Source organism: Rhizobium vallis, assembly GCF_003985155.1.
In the GTDB taxonomy this organism is placed as follows: Bacteria; Pseudomonadota; Alphaproteobacteria; order Rhizobiales; family Rhizobiaceae; genus Rhizobium; species Rhizobium vallis.
Map to the genome: position 1 here is coordinate 14,247 of NZ_ML133694.1, position 16,179 is coordinate 30,425.

At 60.8% G+C, this 16,179-nt stretch carries 15 protein-coding genes and 1 pseudogene; 7 read left to right on the forward strand and 9 right to left on the reverse strand.

Annotated features, from left to right (window positions below; genetic code table 11):
• Position 1: 1 nt before the first annotated feature.
• Genes EFQ99_RS22960 through EFQ99_RS22975 form a run of 4 tightly spaced genes read right to left on the reverse strand, consistent with a single transcriptional unit; the run spans position 2 to position 4,081 of the window.
• Positions 2–1,363, reverse strand: coding sequence for an aspartate aminotransferase family protein (locus EFQ99_RS22960; RefSeq protein WP_126923528.1), 1,362 nt, complete (start codon positions 1,361–1,363; stop codon positions 2–4).
• A 17-nt stretch (positions 1,364–1,380) separates the two neighbouring features.
• Positions 1,381–2,031: an HAD family hydrolase gene (locus EFQ99_RS22965; protein ID WP_126923529.1), complete on the reverse strand. Its 651-nt coding sequence runs from the start codon at positions 2,029–2,031 to the stop codon at positions 1,381–1,383.
• Positions 2,028–3,296 carry a Tm-1-like ATP-binding domain-containing protein gene (locus EFQ99_RS22970; RefSeq protein ID WP_126923530.1) on the reverse strand — a complete coding sequence of 423 codons (1,269 nt, stop codon included), beginning with the start codon at positions 3,294–3,296 and terminating at the stop codon, positions 2,028–2,030. The genes EFQ99_RS22965 and EFQ99_RS22970 overlap by 4 nt, the downstream gene beginning before the upstream one ends.
• Positions 3,296–4,081 (reverse strand): IclR family transcriptional regulator, encoded by a 786-nt coding sequence (locus EFQ99_RS22975; protein WP_126923531.1) that lies wholly within the window; start codon positions 4,079–4,081, stop codon positions 3,296–3,298. The genes EFQ99_RS22970 and EFQ99_RS22975 overlap by 1 nt, the downstream gene beginning before the upstream one ends.
• A 325-nt stretch (positions 4,082–4,406) precedes the next feature.
• On the opposite strand from EFQ99_RS22975, the gene EFQ99_RS22980 reads away from it, so the two are divergent.
• Positions 4,407–5,858, forward strand: a complete 1,452-nt coding sequence (locus EFQ99_RS22980; protein ID WP_126923532.1) for an APC family permease — start codon at positions 4,407–4,409, stop codon at positions 5,856–5,858.
• A gap of 60 nt (positions 5,859–5,918) precedes the next feature.
• The gene (locus EFQ99_RS22985; protein ID WP_126923533.1) at positions 5,919–7,397 is read left to right on the forward strand and encodes an aldehyde dehydrogenase; all 1,479 of its coding nucleotides are present in this window, start codon (positions 5,919–5,921) and stop codon (positions 7,395–7,397) included.
• A 68-nt stretch (positions 7,398–7,465) separates the two neighbouring features.
• On the opposite strand, the gene EFQ99_RS22990 is transcribed toward EFQ99_RS22985, so the two are convergent.
• From EFQ99_RS22990 to EFQ99_RS23005, 4 genes are all read right to left on the reverse strand, one after another.
• On the reverse strand, positions 7,466–8,872 hold the full coding sequence (locus EFQ99_RS22990) for an aldehyde dehydrogenase family protein (RefSeq protein WP_126923534.1): 1,407 nt from the start codon (positions 8,870–8,872) through the stop codon (positions 7,466–7,468).
• A 103-nt stretch (positions 8,873–8,975) separates the two neighbouring features.
• Positions 8,976–9,932: a helix-turn-helix domain-containing protein gene (locus tag EFQ99_RS22995; protein WP_126923535.1), complete on the reverse strand. Its 957-nt coding sequence runs from the start codon at positions 9,930–9,932 to the stop codon at positions 8,976–8,978.
• Positions 9,933–10,056: 124 nt separating this feature from the next.
• On the reverse strand, positions 10,057–10,569 hold the full coding sequence (locus tag EFQ99_RS23000; RefSeq protein WP_126923536.1) for a flavin reductase: 513 nt from the start codon (positions 10,567–10,569) through the stop codon (positions 10,057–10,059).
• Positions 10,570–10,580: 11 nt separating this feature from the next.
• A complete protein-coding gene (locus tag EFQ99_RS23005) occupies positions 10,581–12,146 on the reverse strand; it encodes a 4-hydroxyphenylacetate 3-hydroxylase N-terminal domain-containing protein (protein WP_126923537.1) in 1,566 nt (521 codons plus the stop codon).
• Positions 12,147–12,238: 92 nt separating this feature from the next.
• Here EFQ99_RS23005 and EFQ99_RS23010 point away from each other — a divergent pair, with 92 nt between their 5' ends.
• The 3 genes and pseudogenes from EFQ99_RS23010 to EFQ99_RS23020 all read left to right on the forward strand — a co-directional run.
• Positions 12,239–13,132: a helix-turn-helix domain-containing protein gene (locus EFQ99_RS23010; RefSeq protein ID WP_126923538.1), complete on the forward strand. Its 894-nt coding sequence runs from the start codon at positions 12,239–12,241 to the stop codon at positions 13,130–13,132.
• A gap of 188 nt (positions 13,133–13,320) precedes the next feature.
• Entirely contained in the window at positions 13,321–13,683 is a 363-nt protein-coding gene (locus EFQ99_RS23015) for a type 2 periplasmic-binding domain-containing protein (RefSeq protein WP_245441560.1), read from the forward strand.
• Positions 13,602–13,814: pseudogene (locus EFQ99_RS23020) on the forward strand (mandelate racemase/muconate lactonizing enzyme family protein); the annotation flags it as partial. The gene EFQ99_RS23015 and the pseudogene EFQ99_RS23020, both read left to right, overlap by 82 nt.
• A gap of 78 nt (positions 13,815–13,892) precedes the next feature.
• Here EFQ99_RS23020 and EFQ99_RS23025 read toward each other — a convergent pair.
• Entirely contained in the window at positions 13,893–14,648 is a 756-nt protein-coding gene (locus tag EFQ99_RS23025; RefSeq protein ID WP_208722806.1) for an IclR family transcriptional regulator domain-containing protein, read from the reverse strand.
• A 133-nt stretch (positions 14,649–14,781) separates the two neighbouring features.
• On the opposite strand from EFQ99_RS23025, the gene EFQ99_RS23030 reads away from it, so the two are divergent.
• Positions 14,782–15,489 (forward strand): 3-oxoacid CoA-transferase subunit A, encoded by a 708-nt coding sequence (locus EFQ99_RS23030; RefSeq protein ID WP_126923539.1) that lies wholly within the window; start codon positions 14,782–14,784, stop codon positions 15,487–15,489.
• Positions 15,486–16,175 carry a 3-oxoacid CoA-transferase subunit B gene (locus tag EFQ99_RS23035; RefSeq protein WP_126923540.1) on the forward strand — a complete coding sequence of 230 codons (690 nt, stop codon included), beginning with the start codon at positions 15,486–15,488 and terminating at the stop codon, positions 16,173–16,175. Before EFQ99_RS23030 ends, EFQ99_RS23035 begins: the two co-directional genes overlap by 4 nt.
• Positions 16,176–16,179 lie beyond the last annotated feature (4 nt).

Sequence of the window (16,179 nt, forward strand, 5' to 3'; positions counted from 1 at the left end):
ATCATTTTCCTCCGGCGGCAGCCGTCAGGCCGGCATCGAGTGCGGCGACGATCCGGTTCACATCGGTGGCGGTGATAACAAGCGGCGGCGAAATGATGATGTTGGAGCCTGAGGTGCGCACCATGACGCCCGCTTCATAGGCCGCATCCTGCAGGCGCTGGACCGCATCTTTCGGGGCAGCGGCTTTCGTCACGCGATCGGTGACCAGCTCGAGGGCGCACATCAATCCTTTGCCGCGCACGTCGCCGATCAGCTCATGCCTTTTCCTCAGCGCCTGAAGGCCCGCCAGAAGTTCCTCGCCGCGTGCGCCGGCATTGGCTGCCACATCAAGACGTTTCATTTCCTTCAGCGTGGCGAGCGCTGCTGCGGCGCCGACCGGATGGCCGGAATAGGTGTAGCCATGGCCGATGGAGCCGGTGGCGTTCTTGTTGCTTTCGAAGGCGTCGGCGATCTTGTCCGCGATCATCACCGCGCCGAACGGATAATAGCCATTGGTGATCGCCTTGGCAGTGGACATCAGGTCCGGCTTCACGCCCCAGAGGCGCGAACCGCTCCAGGCGCCGGTGCGGCCGAAGGCGGTAATCACCTCGTCGGCAATCAGCAGGATGCCATGCTTGTCGCAGATGGCGCGCATCAGCGGCATGAAGGTCTCGTGCGGCACCATGATGCCGCCGGCGCCAAGAACCGGCTCCATGATGAAGGCGGCGATGGTGTCTGCACCCTGAAAGGCGATTTCATCCTCGAACTGCCGGGCAATGGCGGCCGCGATCTCTGCCGGATCTTCGGTGCCGAAGGGGTTGCGATAGGGATAGGGAGCGGCGAGGTGAAAGACACCAGGCATCAGCGGTTCATAGTTGCGGCGGAAATTGGCATTGCCGTTGACCGAGGCGCCACCGAAATGGGTGCCGTGATAGCCCTTCTTCAGCGCGACGAATTTGGTGCGTTCCGGCTGGCCGTTGACCTTGTGATATTGCCGGGCGAGGCGAAGGCAGGTCTCCACGGAATCTGAGCCGCCCGAGGTAAAGAAGGCACGGCTGAGGCCGTCTTCCTTGAACCACGCCGCAAGCTCGTAGGACAGTTCGATCAGCGGCGGATTGGTGGTGCCGCGGAAGGCGGAATAGTAGGGAAGCTCGTCGAGCTGATCGCGGATCGCCTTTTTGATCGGCTCGCAGGAATAGCCGAGATTGACGTTCCAGAGGCCGCCGACGCCGTCGAGCACCGTCTTGCCGTGGATATCGGTGATGTCAACGCCGGAGGCTGATTTGACGATGCGGGGCGGGTTGGCCAGCATCTCGGCCGGATGCGCCATCGGGTGCCAGATATGACGGGCGTTGTTTTCGGTCAGGAAATTGGTTTCGCGCATTGCGCAGTCCTTTCGGTTCAAAGTCCAAGCATGGAAAGGGCGCGGGCATAGCCGTCCGCGGGGCGGGTAACGTCGAAATGGACATGGGGAAGCCCCACGGCTTCGGCGCCCTCGATGTTCTTCAACTGATCGTCGACGAAGACGCAGGCATCGCGCGGCACGCCGACCGCGGCAATGACCTGTTCATAGGCACGCGGATCCGGCTTCAGGATCTTGGTGTAGGTGGCATCGACGATCACATCGAACAGGTCGATGAGCGGAAAGCGTTTGCGGAACTCCACACCATAGAAAAGATCGAGTTCGTTCGACAGGATGGCAAGCCGCAGGCCGGCCGCCTTGGCGCGCGCGATGGCGTCGCGTGCTTCGGGACGCAGCACCAACTCGGCTTCGGCGCCGCGCGCCCGCTGAACGAAGGTCTTCATGTCGGCCCAATCTTCTCCGACGAGCCGGCCCACTTCCGCCGTCCGGGCCATCCAGTAGTCCCGCTCGGTGATCTCGCGGTTCTGCATCGATACCCACAGGGGATCGCTTGCCGTATCGAACGGACCGCGCCAGGTCAGGGTGCCTGTGGGAAGACCAAGCGCCCGTTCGGTGATGTCATGGGTTTCGAACAGCGTGCGGGTGATAACGCCGCCGAAATCGAGAATGAGCGCGCGATCGCCTGTCATGGCCTGCCTTCCGGAATGATGCCCTGTGAAACCCACGTGTCGAACACGGCGAGGGCCTTGGTGGAAAACTCGGTTGAATTGATGTGGGCATCGACCTCGTGAAGGGCGACGGATGCGGGCACCGCCAGACGCATGGCCTGCGTAAAGGCCTCGAGCCCCTCGGGATCGTGCAGCGGCTCGCCCGGCTGGTCCCATTCCTGCACGCCCTTGAGCGGCAGCAGGAGGGCGACCGGCGCCTGCGTGCGCCCGAGCTTTTCGCCGATGAGGGCGGCCGTTGCCCGGCGTCCAGCTGGCGACGTGGTGACGGAGCCGATCAGCCGGTTATGGGCATGATAGGGTCTGTCGGACAGAGCCGCGGGCAGGGGCTGCCAGGCAGGAAGATCGACCATATCGGTCGCACCGGGCGCCACGATTTGCGGGATGCCGAGGCGACCGGCATTTTCCATCCGGTCCGGGCCTGAAGTGACCACGGTGCCGTTCTGATAATTGACGACTTCCTGCATGCAGAAGTCGAAAACGGCGGCGAAGCCCTTCTGGGCGGCAATCGCCTCGAAAGCCCGCCCGCCCATGCCGGTGGAATGGAAGACCGCGACATCGTAGCCGCGCTTTTCAAGTTCGGGCTTCAGATGCTTCATGTACTTCAGGCAGGACGAGCCGAGCGAGGTCATGCCGATCAGCGGCCGGTCGGCCGCCGGTTTGACGCTGGCGCGCGCCGCGCCGACGACGGCGCCGCAAGCCTGCGAGAGCACCGCCCGGCAGATGCCGTTCAGCCCGTAGAGCCCGCCGGCCCACAGGATCATCATCAGATCTGGCGCGATGCGCTCCGGCGGCACGAGATGCGAATAGGCAATCGTCGAGACCACGAACTTGGGAACGCCGAGCGGCAGCGCTGCCGCCACGTCGAGTGCGAGGTCCGTACCCATGGAGCCGCCAAGAATGATGACGCCATCGGCCTTTCCGCTCGCGTGCAGCATGCCGACCAGAGCTGCAGCACCGTCCGACATCAGCGCCATTGCCGAATTTTCGTCGCCGCTGTCGATGATCGCCTCGATCGAGGTTCCTGCCGACCGGGCAATATCATGCCGCGAATAATCCGGCTTGTACGGTGGATCGGAAAGCACGCTGACATCGATCATGACGGGCCTTGCGCCCGCATCGCGGATGATGCCCGCCATGAATTGCAGTTCGTCGGATTTGGTATCCCCCGTTCCGACGACCAGGATATTCGGTTCGCTGAGATGTGTTGAAGACGCTGCGAGGCTCATCAACCTGTCCCCCTTGCTTGTGTTGCGGTTCCCATCGGTCTTTCCGACCCGTAGTATTTTTCAGAGATGCGTTTGGCCGCCGCCGATACGATCGCGCCGAAGCCGTTGAGAGTGGCGGCATTCGCCCGCACGAGGGGTGCGGCAATGGTGATGGAGCCAATCGGCTGACCGGTGGGCGAAAGAATGGGAGCACCGGTGCTGACGACGCCGACTTCGAGACCCTGACTGCTGATCGAGAATCCGCGCGCGATCGTTTCATCGATCATTTTCCGCACCACGGCCGGATCGGTGACAGTGTGCTCGGTGAAGGATTCCAGCGGCTGCGAGAGCGCCAATTCGATTTGTTTTTTGCCCGAGAAAGCCAGATAGGCGAGACCTGATGCCGTGGCGTGAAAAGGCAGGTGCGTGCCGATCTCGACGATAACACGGTGAGCACGCGGCGAGTCTTCGACATGGATCGTCGAAAGCGCGCCGCCGCTGAATTCGGCGAGATGTACGGTTTCCTCAGATGTTTCGGCGAGCTCTCTCACGAAAGGAACGGCGATCCGCAGGAACGGATAGCGGGCTTCCCGAACCCGGGCCAGGCGAACCGGAGCCGATCCGATCCGATATTTGCGCGTCTCCGGATCCTGTTCGACGAAACCGTGTTTTTCCAGTTCGACAAGCAGGCGCCGGGCGGTTGCCTTGTCGAGACCGCAAAGACGGGCGACATCGGTCAATCCGGGTTCGGCATTCAGTTGGGACAGTTTGTCCAGCAGGGACAGGGCTTTTCCGACGGTGCTCATGCGGCTTTCCTCTTTTGCCGGCCTGCTGCTTTGGCGCTGCCGGATTGATCGTTGTCATGCACCTGTCAGGCCAGAACCGCGCCTTCCCAACTCGCGGTCAAATTACTTAACATGCGAATTAACTTGACAGGTGACGCCATTCTTTGCAAGTCTATATTTGAAGCACAGGTTCAATATATGAACCATAAGCGCTGACGGACCCACGACCAAGAACAAAAGCCAAAATGTGTGTCGTCAGTCCGGTGTGAGACGTGGAGGTCGCTTTCGGGGAACGCATGTTGCCCGCGGCGCAATCGAATAATCGCAACAGGGGAACGTTAGCGACATGGACAATCAACTCTCAACCAGCGCAGGGGGAAACCAACTGCGCAAGAACAGTCTCGGCGTCGGCGCCGTGACATTCCTGGTGGTCTCGGCAGCAGCACCCTTGACGGCGGTGGCGGGGGGCGTTCCGCTTTCCATGCTGCTCGGCAACGGGCCGGGTATCCCGCTGACCTTCCTGCTGGTCACGCTGATCCTGGTTCTGTTTGCCGCCGGCTACGTCGCCATGGCGCGTCACATCCGCAATGCCGGCGCCTTTTATGCCTATACGGCCCAGGGGCTCGGCGGGATGATGGGAGGTGCCGCCGCCCTCATCGCCATCCTTGCCTATAATGCCATGCAGATCGGCGTTTTCGGGCTCTTCGGCGCAGCAACATCGGGCTTCTTCGCGGGCCTCGGGCTCGAACTGCCCTGGTGGGTCTGGACCTATGTCGGTATCGCAATCGTCGCCATCTTCGGCTATCGCCGCGTCGATCTTTCGGCCAAGGTGCTGACGGTTCTCGTCATCCTTGAATATCTCGTCGTGCTGGTCATCGACGCCGCCATCCTGTTCAAGGGCGGCGACAGCGGCATCTCGGCCGCACCCTTCACGCCCTCAGCCTTCATGGTCGGAACGCCGGCAATCGGCATTCTGTTCTGCTTCGCCGCCTTTATCGGCTTCGAGGCCACCACGATTTACAGCGAGGAAGCGCGCGAGCCGCATAAGACCGTGCCGCGCGCCACCTATATATCGGTGCTTATTATCGGCCTCTTCTACATGCTGACCTCATGGCTGATGGTCAATGGCGCCGGCGTCGACAAACTCGTTCCCGAGTTGCAGGGGCTTGCCGATCCGACGACGTTCCTCTTCGGCCTTGCCGAACGTTATGTCGGTCACTGGATCATCCCGGTCATGAATGTGTTGTTCATCACCAGCCTGTTTGCAGGCGTGCTCGCCTTCCACAATGGCGTCGCCCGCTACATGTATGTTGCCGGCCGCGAGGGCTTGCTGCCGCAGTCCGTCGGCGTTACCCACCCGGTATTCCAGAGCCCGCATGTCGGCTCGGTGATCCAGACGATCATCGCGGCTCTCGTCGTAGCGCTCTTTGCCTTCACTGGCCAGGATCCGGTGCTCGCACTGTTTTCGTGGCTCACCAATGTCGCCACGCTGGCGATCATCCTGCTGATGGCGTTCACCGCATTCGCCATCGTTGCCTTCTTCAGCCGCAATCCGGGCCTGGAAAACAACGTGCTGGTGACGAAGGTGCTGCCGATCGTTACCGGCGCCATCCTTCTGGGGCTGGTCTACTATATCGCGGTGAATTTCGGCGCGATCGCCGGTGCAAGCGGCGTGCTCGGCGTGCTTTTGCCGGGCCTGGTGCTGATTGCCGCCATCGTCGGCTTCATAGCGGCCGCCCGTCTGAAGTCGGCCGATGCCGCCGGCTTTGCCCGGCTCGGCGCCGGCCAGGAGGCCTGACCCGTCACAGCCATGATGGCGGGCGCCCGGCCCGCCATTTTCTTTCGTGAGGATATTGAGATGCAGGACAAGATCGATCAACTCCGCTCCGGCGCCGTCTCCCCGCAATCGCTGTTCATCGGCGGCGAGTGGCGCGCACCTTCGAGCGGCGCGACCATGGATGTCATCTCACCGATCGACGGAACAAAATTGACGACCATCGGCGATGCCGGGGCCGCCGATGTCGACCTCGCCGTCAGGGCCGCACGCGCCGCTTTCGAGAAAGGCACGTGGTCGAAGGCCGCACCCGCCGAGCGCAAGAGGATCCTTTTCCGGATCGCCGAACTGATCGAGCGCGATGCGCTGGAACTGGCCGTGCTCGGCGTGCGCGACAACGGTACCGAAATCAGCATGGCGCTGAAGGCCGAGCCCGGCAGCGCGGCCGCCACCTTCCGTTATTATGCCGAAGCCCTCGACAAGGTCTATGGCGAGATCGCGCCCACGCCCGAAAGCGTTCTCGGCCTCATCCACCGCGAGCCCGTCGGCGTCGTCGCGGCGATCGTACCATGGAATTTCCCGATGATGATCGGGGCCTGGAAGATCGCGCCGGCACTGGCTGCCGGCAACTCCATCGTGCTGAAGCCAGCCGAAGGCGCATCGCTCAGCCTGCTGAAACTGGCAGCACTCTGCGCGGAAGCCGGCCTGCCGGAGGGCGTGCTCAACGTCGTCACCGGCCGCGGTACGGTCACGGGCGAAGCGATCGGCCTGCATGGCGACATCGATGTTCTCGCCTTCACCGGATCCGGCCTGGTCGGCCGGTGGCTGCTTGAATATTCGGCCCGCTCCAACCTCAAGCGCGTCTACCTCGAACTCGGCGGCAAGTCGCCCAACATCGTCTTTGCCGATGCGCCGGACCTCGAACAGGCCGCCAAGGTTTCCGCCTATGGCATCTTCCGCAATTCGGGGCAGGTCTGCGTCGCAGGCTCGCGGCTTCTAGTCGAGCGGTCCATCCACGAGGAATTTTCCGAACGAGTTTCAGCGATCGCCGCGAAGATCAAAGTCGGCGATCCGCTTCTGCTGACCACCGAATCCGGCGCGATCTCAAGCGAAATCCAGCTCAAGAAGGATCTCGGCTTCGCAGACGAAGCGCTGGCCCAAGGTGCGCGTCTGAGAACCGGTGGAGAGCGCATCCTGGAAGAAACTGGCGGCTTCTACATGCGGCCGACCGTCTTCGACGTGACACCGGAGATGACGCTTGCCAAGGAAGAGGTGTTCGGGCCGATCCTCTCCATCATTCCGTTCGACGACGAAGTGGAAGCCCTGCGCATTGCCAATGCAACGCCTTACGGCCTGGCTTCCGCGGTATGGACCGCAAACCTTTCACGCGCCCATCGCTTAGTGCGCGATATCAAAGCTGGCGTCGTGCACGTCAACACCTATGGCGGCGCCGACAATACCGTTCCGCTCGGCGGTGTCCGCCAATCCGGCAACGGTTACGACAAGTCGCTGCACGCAATGGACAAGTACCACAACCTCAAGACGGCATGGATTCAGCTGTAAAGCATCGAAGCGACATAAGGGGAGGGAGGCGCGCCATCGAAGGCCGTTCCGCCCAAAAAGGCTCTATGTCAGCAGAAAACAGTTTGAATGGTGGTGAATTCCTTCAGCCCCTCGGCGCCGAACTCGACCCCGATACCGGACTGTTTCACCCCACCGAAGGGTGCGTTGGGCTGGATGGCGCCATGCTTGTTGATCCAGACCGAGCCGCATTCGAGCTGACTTGCCACTTGCTTGGCCTTGGCGATGTCGCGCCCCCAGACGGAGCCGCCGAGCCCAGCCGGATTGTCGTTCGCCTTGGCGATCACGTCGGCAAGATCGGTGTAGCGGATGATCGGCAGGGCAGGTCCGAACTGCTCGTGATCGACGAGCTTGCATCCATGGTCGACATCGGCCACCAGCGTGACCGGGTAGAAATAGCCCGCCCCGGCGTATGCCGTGCCGCCGGTCAGAATGCGGCCACCCTTGGCACGGGCATCCTCCACGTAGGAGGAGACGATGTCGAACTGCATCCTGTTCTGCACAGGGCCAAGGATCGACTGTTCCGACAGACCATCACCGACGACGATACCGGCGGCATAGGCGGCCAGGTGCTCGCAGACGGCGTCATAGATGCTGTCATGGACATAAAGACGCTTCAGGCAGGCGCAGGTCTGACCGTTGTTGATGAAGGCGCCCCAAAACAGGCCTTCGGCGATCTCCTTCGGATCGGCATCGGGAAGGACGATGCCGGCATCGTTGCCGCCGAGTTCCAGGGTCAGCCGCTTCAGCGTGTCTATGGCGCTCGCCATCACCTTCTTGCCCGTGGCAGTCGAGCCGGTGAAGGTCAGTTTGGCAATGCCGGCATGCGTGGATATCGCCGCACCGATATCGTTTTCGCCGGTCACGATATTGATGACGCCGGGCGGCAAGACCTCATTCATCAATTCCACTAGACGGATGGTCGAGAGCGGTGTCATGGGTGACGGTTTGATGACGACCGTGTTGCCGGTCCGGATGGCGGGGATGACATGCCAGCAGGCGATCATCACCGGATAATTCCAAGGTGTAATCGAGCCGACGACACCCACAGGCTTCCGATGCAGCTCGACGCGGCCTTCCGGCGTGTCCTGCAGGACTTCCACCGGCAGCTCGATTTCCGCCGTGTGGCGGGTCCAGGCAACGGCGCCACCGATTTCGAAGCGGGAGCCAAGTCCATTGAGCGGCTTGCCCTGTTCGAGTGTCAGCAGCCGTGCAAGCTCTTCCGAGTTTTCCTCGATCTTTGCCGCAATGGCGCGGCAGGCATCGGCGCGCTCCGCGCTCGATTTCGCCCGCCAGCCTTCAAATGCGGCCGTCGCCGCGGCAACGGCTGCATCGAGATCCTGGACGGTGGCCAGAGGCATGCCGCCGACGACATCCCCGGTCGAAGGGTTGAGAATATCGGCGTGATGTGCGGTTTCCACCGGCCTGCCGCCAATGAACAGCGTGTAGCGCTTCATATGCGAACTCCTCCCAAGCAATTTCTGAGGAGCATTCAAATCGAAGTGGCATTTTCTGTCTTGGATTTGGGCGCGGCCCGAATAGGACAAAAGCGCAGACAATTCACTGCTGCAGAATGTCCTTCGGGGAACAGTCGAACGCTCTGCGGAAGCACCGGTTGAAATAGGAAATATCGTTGAAGCCGGCGGAATAGGCGACCTCGGCGATGGTGATCGCATTGGCAGTGTTCTTCATCTGCGTCAGTTGTTCGTGGACGAGATGAAGGCGCCGCATACGGATCAGGGATGTCACCGTGGTGCCGGCCGCTGAAAAATCTTCCTGCAGGGTGCGCAGGGAAATTCCAACCTTGTCGGCAAGCCATTGTGGCGTCAGGTTTTCATCCGTCAGATGCCGGTCGATCAAGATATGGACTATCTCCAGCCGGCCGCCGGCACTGTCGAGAGGAACCGGCTCGTCGAGTTCTCCCTCAACGGCAAAGGCCTGACGCGTGGCGCTGAAAAGCAGTTCGCGCAGATGCCGAGCCTGCCTGTCGCCCGCATGTGTTTTTAGGAGCTTGGCCACCACTGCCCGGAGCATCGCCGACATCGGGTCTTCCGCTTCGATCCTGCGTGAAACCTCCACCCGTACGGATTTGTCCGCGAAGATCAGCTGACGGGGCAAATGGACCGACAAGTGATTGGAAAAACGGCCCCCGAAGTGAAAGATCGACGGACTGGAGCTATCGACCAGAATGCAATCCCCCGGCACAATGATCGACTGCCGTCCACGCTGTTCGATTCCACATGTCCCCTCGAGTTGCAGCAGCAGGAAAAGATTTTCACCGTAGTCGGTACGGATATCCCCGATGTCGCGGCGGATGACATCTACATCATTGGCGACCTGAGCCAGTTCCAGCCCACCGGCGTCCATAGTGCGCGCGCCCCCTGTCACAGAGGCGCGTTCAGCTCGGCACGGGTTGAAGTTTCCACAGATGGATTGCAGTTGCGCGGTCCATTCATCAAGGGCATGGGCAGGCCATCGCGCTGGGACCAACGCCCCAAATTCCGCATGATGCTGCATGGCAGTCCCCTCCCAAAGACCGTCTAGCTCTTCCGTCTTTAAGACAAGATAGTTCTCGTGTTAAGCAATCCCCGTTTCGGAGCTTTGTCAACGCGAATCTTGTCGGCGTGACGTGGTCGCAAATTCAGCCGCCGAAACTGCCGGTCTGCGTCGGCACGTGCACATAGTTGCGGTCGAAATACAGCAACGCATGACCGTCCTTGCGGGAGCGAATGTTCACCACCTCGCCGACAAAGATATTGTGCGTGCCGACCAGCCGTGCCTCGACGAGGCGGCAGTCGAAGGAGACGATCGCATCGGTGAGCGCCTGGTTGCCGGATGGCAGGCTGACCCAGTCGGCCGCGGCGTAACGCGCTTCCATGTCGGATTGCTGGCCGGCGAAGGACCCGGCAAGGTCCTTGTGCTCGGGCGTGAGAACATTGACGCAAAAGCGGCGGTTCTCGACGAAAAGACCTGTTTGGGCGGAGCGACTGTTCATGCAGACCAGGAGGGTCGGCGGTTCGTCGGTAACGCTGCACATGGCGGTGGCGGTGAACCCGCCGCGCCCGGCGGGTCCGTTGGTGGTGATCACGTTGACGGGCGCGCAAACCCGCGCCATCGCGTTGCGGAACTCGGTTTTCGAGACAGCCTCCTCCATGGCGCTCTCCCTTACTCGGCCGCGCTGCGGATCGGATCGGCACTGTCGAGCGGCGGCAGCCAGGTATCACCCGTCCAGCCGTTCTCGTCATAATCGGCCATGCACTGATCGACCAGCGCTTCCATTTCCTTGAGCCGCCCGCCACGCTCGGCGCCTTTCAGCACCTGCAGGCGGACTTCTTCCGGTGCTCCGGCATAATTCAACTCATAGAGCGCGTGGCGGCCGCCAAACTCGGTGCCGGTTGCGTCCCACAGAAGCTTCATGATCTTGATGCGCTCGATATGGCCCATGTCGTCCGATCCGCGCACATATTGGGCGAGATAGCGGTTGATGTCCGGATTGGTGAAATCCTTGGCGGACGACGGCAAATAAATAAGGCCGGAGGCGACCGTGCGGCGGACGATGTCAATCACCTTCGGATAGGCTTCCGACATGAAGGTGCGGTAGCAGAGGGCAGCCTCCAGGTTCGGCAGCATCGCGCCATTGGCCCAGGGAATTGGATTGTGCGCCATGGCATTGGAGAAGGTCCAGAACTGATGACGGATGGCGATCAGCTCGCCGAGCATCGCCTGATTGCCGCGGAAGGCATCGCCGCCGGTGGCACGCAGGGCCTTGGCAAGCAGGCCAGCCAGGAAATCCATCTTCACCGCAAGCCGGGTGCAGCCCTGGAAGCAATAGCCGTGCATGAAACCCGAGGCGGGGTGGAAGGAGAGGATCTTGGCGGCATCGCGCAAAACCAGCACGTCTTCCCAGGGCACGAAGACGTTGTCGAGGACCAGGATCGCGTCGTTCTCGTCGAAGCGCGAGGACAGCGGATAGTCATAAGGGTGGCCCGCCGAATTCGCCGTCTGCTCATAGGAGACGCGGCAGAACATCTTGATACCAGGCGCATTCATCGGAACGATGAACATGACCGAGAGCGAGGGATCTTCCGTGACCGTCGCCGAACTCTGGGCGAGGAAGTTGTAATGGGTCAGCGCGGACGATGTCGCAACCACCTTCGCACCCGAGACATAGATGCCGGCGTCAGTTTCCTTGGTGATGTGGACGAACACATCCTTCACCGCATCGGCCGGTTTGTGACGGTCGATCGGCGGATTGACGATCGCATGGTTCATGAAGAGAACCGATTCCTGCGCTCTCTTGTGCCAGGCGAGTGCATTTTCCTTGAAGGGGCCGTACCAGTCGGCATTCGCCCCGAGCGTATTCATCAGCGCCGCCTTGTAGTCGGCGGTGCGGCCCATCCAGCCGTAGGACATGCGCGCCCAGTCGGCGATCGCACCCTGCTGGGCGACGAGGTCTGACGATGATTTCGCCACCCGGAAGTATTTGTGGGTATAGCCGTTGGAGCCGGTATCAGTCGGCGAGGTCAGCCGTTCCTTGGTCTTCTCGTCATGCAGCGCATCGTACATCCGCGCGATCGAACGGGCGGAATTGCGCATCGAGGGATGGGTGGTGACGTCGGCGATGCGTTCGCCGTTGATGTAGACTTCACGCCCGTCGCGAAGGCTCGCGAGATATTCGGCACCGGTAAAGGGTCTGGTCTTGTCGCTGCGGTGATCTTCAGCTCGTAGCATGTGTTCCTCCCATAGATCGTGACAGAAAGCTAAGCCTGAAAGGCGGCCGCAGCCATGGACAAAGCCGGCAAATTGCTGGTACTTTTTCCGGCATGGCGAAAAAAAATGAGGTCCCGAACTTCTTTGTTTACGGCGAGCCGAGCCGCTCGCTGGATGTCGGCTTCATGCATGTCGAGACTGTCATGGATCGAAAAACCGTGCATTTCGGCCATGTCGCGCCGCACAAGCACCCACTGATGGGCCAGATCACCTATTGGTTTCAAGGGGGCGGGACATATCGGATTGAAGACCAGACTTGGAATTTTTCAGCTCCAACCATCAGCTTCGTTCCGAGCAACGTCGTGCATGGCTTCGAGGTCGACGATCAATCGGATGCGATCGTCGTTTCCATTTCCGACGACATGCTGAAGGCTATGACCGCGCAGGTGGATCTGGCGATCGACATTCCGACCTTCCTGACCGGCCAGACGGGGGATCCCGCCTGGCAAAGGATCGGCGCGCTCCTCGGCATGGTGGCGGCGGACTATCGCGAGCGCGGCGCCGAAAGCGAGAAGGTGATGGTCGGCCTCGTCGGCGTCGTGCTCTCCCTCATGGGGCGGCTTGGCGGCGGGGCAGCGCCGTCGACTTCACCGGCGGTGGCTCTCGCTCTTTCGCTACGCCGTGCCATCGACCGTCACTACAAACAGGACTGGCCCGTCGCACATTATGTCGATCTGCTCGCCACCACGCCCCACCTTCTGGACAAGGCGGCGCAAGAGGTCTTCGGATCCACGGTCAAGGACATGCTGCTGCAGCGGCGGCTTCTGGAGGCGAAGCGCCTGCTGATGTTTACCATCCGCCCGATCGAGGATATCGGCCGCGAGATCGGTTTCGAAGACCCGGCCTATTTTTCCCGATTCTTCCGCAAGCGCATGGGAGAAGCCCCTGCGGCCTGGCGCCGTCGCCATCTTGAGCCCAAGGTGCAGGTGCCGCCAGGAGAGAATTAAGTTAGCGTCGGACCTCGCCGCTCGATATCGAAGCCATCGTCCGCCGCGCCCGATCAAGTTCCATAAATATGCTTGTGCTGCAAACTGCGCACAAGCCAGATAGTCATGTACTTTCAATGATTTAACTCAGGAAAGGCGGTCGACTGATCGTTTGTGCCGGCGGTGACACTGCCGGCCAGCAGGACGGCATGAAGAAGACTTTCGAAGAGCGCTTTCCAGGCATGACGCTCGATATCGTCGTCGACTATTCGAAATTCCACGACGCCCGCATCGACAACCAGGTCGCGACGGGAACTCTCGTCCCCGATGTCGTCCAGCTCCAGACGCTGCAGGACTTCCCGCGCTGGAAGACGGAAGGCGTGCTGATGAACTACAAGGCTGCTGGCTGGGACAAGATCTACAAAGACTTCCGCGACAAGGACGGCGCCTATACCGGCATTTTTGTCGACGCTTTCAGCAATGTGATCAACATGTCTGCGCCACCTTGCCGGCAAATTACGTCGCCTTCGAATATCCGAGCGCCTCCGACCCCTGGTGGGAAGACCTGGTAATCGGCTTGCCGCCGCAGATCGTCAAGGACAGCATGGTGGACCTGCTGGAAGCGCCGGGGCTGGGCCTCGATATCGACGCTGAAGGGGCCAGGAAATATCTTGGGGAAGAGGACGCGGGCTTTTTCGAATGAAACTCCCGTCACCTGCCGTGCCCATTTTGTCAGGCGCCAGGTAGCCACCGGGCTGGACAAAAGCGGCTTATACGGGCCTCAGGCGATCGTTCGTCGCACGTCGTTTTGAACGCGCTTCAGCGCTGGCAGGTAGCGATCTACGGCTACCGAAATATCCTCTTCGGTAGCAGCAAAGCCGACATTCAACGCGGCTATCACCTTGCCATGAGCATTGAGCAATGGGACAGCAACGGATCTAAGCCCCATCTCAACCTCCTGATCGATGCTGGCAAAGCCCGCTTTGCGAACTTTATCCACTTCCTCGAGCAGGCTATCCAGATCCGTCACGGTCTTGGGGGTGCGCGCATCTCGGGGTGACATTTCCAATGCCGCCCGCACCTCGGCCTCCGTCAACGTTGCAAGCAAGACGCGTCCCATCGAAGTGCAATAGGCGGGAAGCCGCGAACCGGGCATGAGGGTGATAGACATCACTCGCCGTTGAGCGGCCCGCGCGACATATACTATTTCGGCATGATCAAGGATCGATACCGATGTGCTCTGGCCAATTTCGTCAGAGAGTTGATCTAGCCAAGGCTGCACGAGCCGTGGCAGCGGCATTGTTGCGAGACAACCGGTGCCCAGCCGCAGCACGCGGGGCGTGACGGTGAAATATTTCCCATCATATGCGCAGTAGCCGAGCTCATAGAGGGTCAGCAAGCACCGCCGCGTGGTTGCGCGATCATATCCGGTTACTTTGGCAGCATCGGAGATGCTCAGGCGAGGCGCCTCGGCAGTAAATGCTTCGATCACGCGCAAGCCTTTCGCAAGGCCTCCCATTATGTCGCGGCTTTCCATGATAGCGCCCTCAAATTGTGCGAATATCGAACAAAGATGAGATAACGCACAAACCCTCTTTAATGTCCAGCCGTTCGCGGTTATTCGTTCATCGCGTCTTACAGATTATCCGCCTTTCATGAGGACGAACCCGATGGACAAAACTATTGAGAAGCTCGAGGCCGCGGTCGCGGAAATTGGAGACGGCGCAACCGTCATGATCGGCGGATTTGGAGGCTCTGGCGCTCCGATCGAGCTTATCCATGCGCTCATCGATAGAGGCCCGAAGGACCTGACCGTAATCAACAACAATGCCGGAAACGGGCGTATCGGCATCGCCGCAATGATCGATGCGGGCATGGTCAAGAAAATGATCTGCTCGTTTCCGAAATCGTCAGATCCGCGCGCCTTTACGGACAGGTATCTTGCCGGCGAGATCGAACTGGAGTTGGTGCCGCAGGGCACGCTCGCGGAACGCATCCGCGCAGGAGGAGCGGGTATTCCCGCCTTCTATACTCCGACCGCCTACGGCACCGAGCTGGCGGAAGGCAAGCCAATCGCGGAATTCGATGGCCGCCACTACGTGCAGGAGCGTTGGCTGAAAGCTGATTTCGCGATCGTCAAGGCGCATCTCGGCGATACCCATGGCAACCTGACTTACAACAAGGCTGCCCGCAACTTCAATCCGCTGATGTGCATGGCTGCGACGAAGACGATCGTGCAGGTTTCGAAGATCGTGCAGGCGGGTGAGATCGATCCGGAACATGTCATTACGCCCGGTATCTTTGTCGACCGCATCGTCCAAGTTTCCAATCCCCAACAGGAAGAAGAGCTCATTCGAGCCGGAGTGGCCTACGCATGACCGTCGACACCAGAGAAGATATCAAGCTTTCCAATGCTCAGATTGCCTGGCGCGCAGCCCAGGACATCGCCGACGGCGCCTATGTCAATCTAGGCATCGGCTTTCCGGAAATGGTCGCCCGCTATCAGCCGCCCGGCCGTGAGGCGATCTTCCACACCGAAAACGGCATTCTCAACTTCGGCGAAGCGCCGGCGGCGGGAGAGGAGGACTGGGATCTGATCAATGCCGGAAAGAGAGCCGTGACGCTGAAGACCGGAGCCGCCTTTTTTCACCATGCAGACAGCTTTGCAATGGTACGCGGCGGTCACTTAGATGTCGCCATTCTCGGAGCGCTGCAAGTCGCTCAGAACGGTGACCTCGCCAATTGGAGGGTCGGTTCGAAAGGCGTGCCGGCCGTCGGTGGCGCCATGGATCTCGTCCACGGCGCTAAGCAGGTATCGGTGATCACCGAACATGTCACCAAAAACGGTGAGCCGAAGCTGGTCGAAAAATGCACCTTCCCCCTGACCGGCGTTGCTTGCATCACCCGCGTCTACACGAGCCACGCCGTCATCGACATCAAGGACGGGCGTTTCGTCCTGCGTGAGAAGCTCGGTTCGATCACGCTAGATCAGCTGCAGGCAATGACCGGTGCCAAGCTTCACATTGACGGCCCGGTGGCCGATCTCGTCGTACCGGCACTCTAAGGGA

Excerpts from the sequence above, each read along its gene's own strand:
- EFQ99_RS22960 (WP_126923528.1), bottom strand. The coding sequence starts at position 1,363 with ATGCGCGAAACCAATTTCCTGACCGAAAACAACGCCCGTCATATCTGG.
- EFQ99_RS22965 (WP_126923529.1), bottom strand. The coding sequence starts at position 2,031 with ATGACAGGCGATCGCGCGCTCATTCTCGATTTCGGCGGCGTTATCACC.
- EFQ99_RS22970 (WP_126923530.1), bottom strand. The coding sequence starts at position 3,296 with ATGAGCCTCGCAGCGTCTTCAACACATCTCAGCGAACCGAATATCCTG.
- EFQ99_RS22975 (WP_126923531.1), bottom strand. The coding sequence starts at position 4,081 with ATGAGCACCGTCGGAAAAGCCCTGTCCCTGCTGGACAAACTGTCCCAA.
- EFQ99_RS22980 (WP_126923532.1), top strand. The coding sequence starts at position 4,407 with ATGGACAATCAACTCTCAACCAGCGCAGGGGGAAACCAACTGCGCAAG.
- EFQ99_RS22985 (WP_126923533.1), top strand. The coding sequence starts at position 5,919 with ATGCAGGACAAGATCGATCAACTCCGCTCCGGCGCCGTCTCCCCGCAA.
- EFQ99_RS22990 (WP_126923534.1), bottom strand. The coding sequence starts at position 8,872 with ATGAAGCGCTACACGCTGTTCATTGGCGGCAGGCCGGTGGAAACCGCA.
- EFQ99_RS22995 (WP_126923535.1), bottom strand. The coding sequence starts at position 9,932 with ATGCAGCATCATGCGGAATTTGGGGCGTTGGTCCCAGCGCGATGGCCT.
- EFQ99_RS23000 (WP_126923536.1), bottom strand. The coding sequence starts at position 10,569 with ATGGAGGAGGCTGTCTCGAAAACCGAGTTCCGCAACGCGATGGCGCGG.
- EFQ99_RS23005 (WP_126923537.1), bottom strand. The coding sequence starts at position 12,146 with ATGCTACGAGCTGAAGATCACCGCAGCGACAAGACCAGACCCTTTACC.
- EFQ99_RS23010 (WP_126923538.1), top strand. The coding sequence starts at position 12,239 with ATGGCGAAAAAAAATGAGGTCCCGAACTTCTTTGTTTACGGCGAGCCG.
- EFQ99_RS23015 (WP_245441560.1), top strand. The coding sequence starts at position 13,321 with ATGAAGAAGACTTTCGAAGAGCGCTTTCCAGGCATGACGCTCGATATC.
- EFQ99_RS23025 (WP_208722806.1), bottom strand. The coding sequence starts at position 14,648 with ATGGAAAGCCGCGACATAATGGGAGGCCTTGCGAAAGGCTTGCGCGTG.
- EFQ99_RS23030 (WP_126923539.1), top strand. The coding sequence starts at position 14,782 with ATGGACAAAACTATTGAGAAGCTCGAGGCCGCGGTCGCGGAAATTGGA.
- EFQ99_RS23035 (WP_126923540.1), top strand. The coding sequence starts at position 15,486 with ATGACCGTCGACACCAGAGAAGATATCAAGCTTTCCAATGCTCAGATT.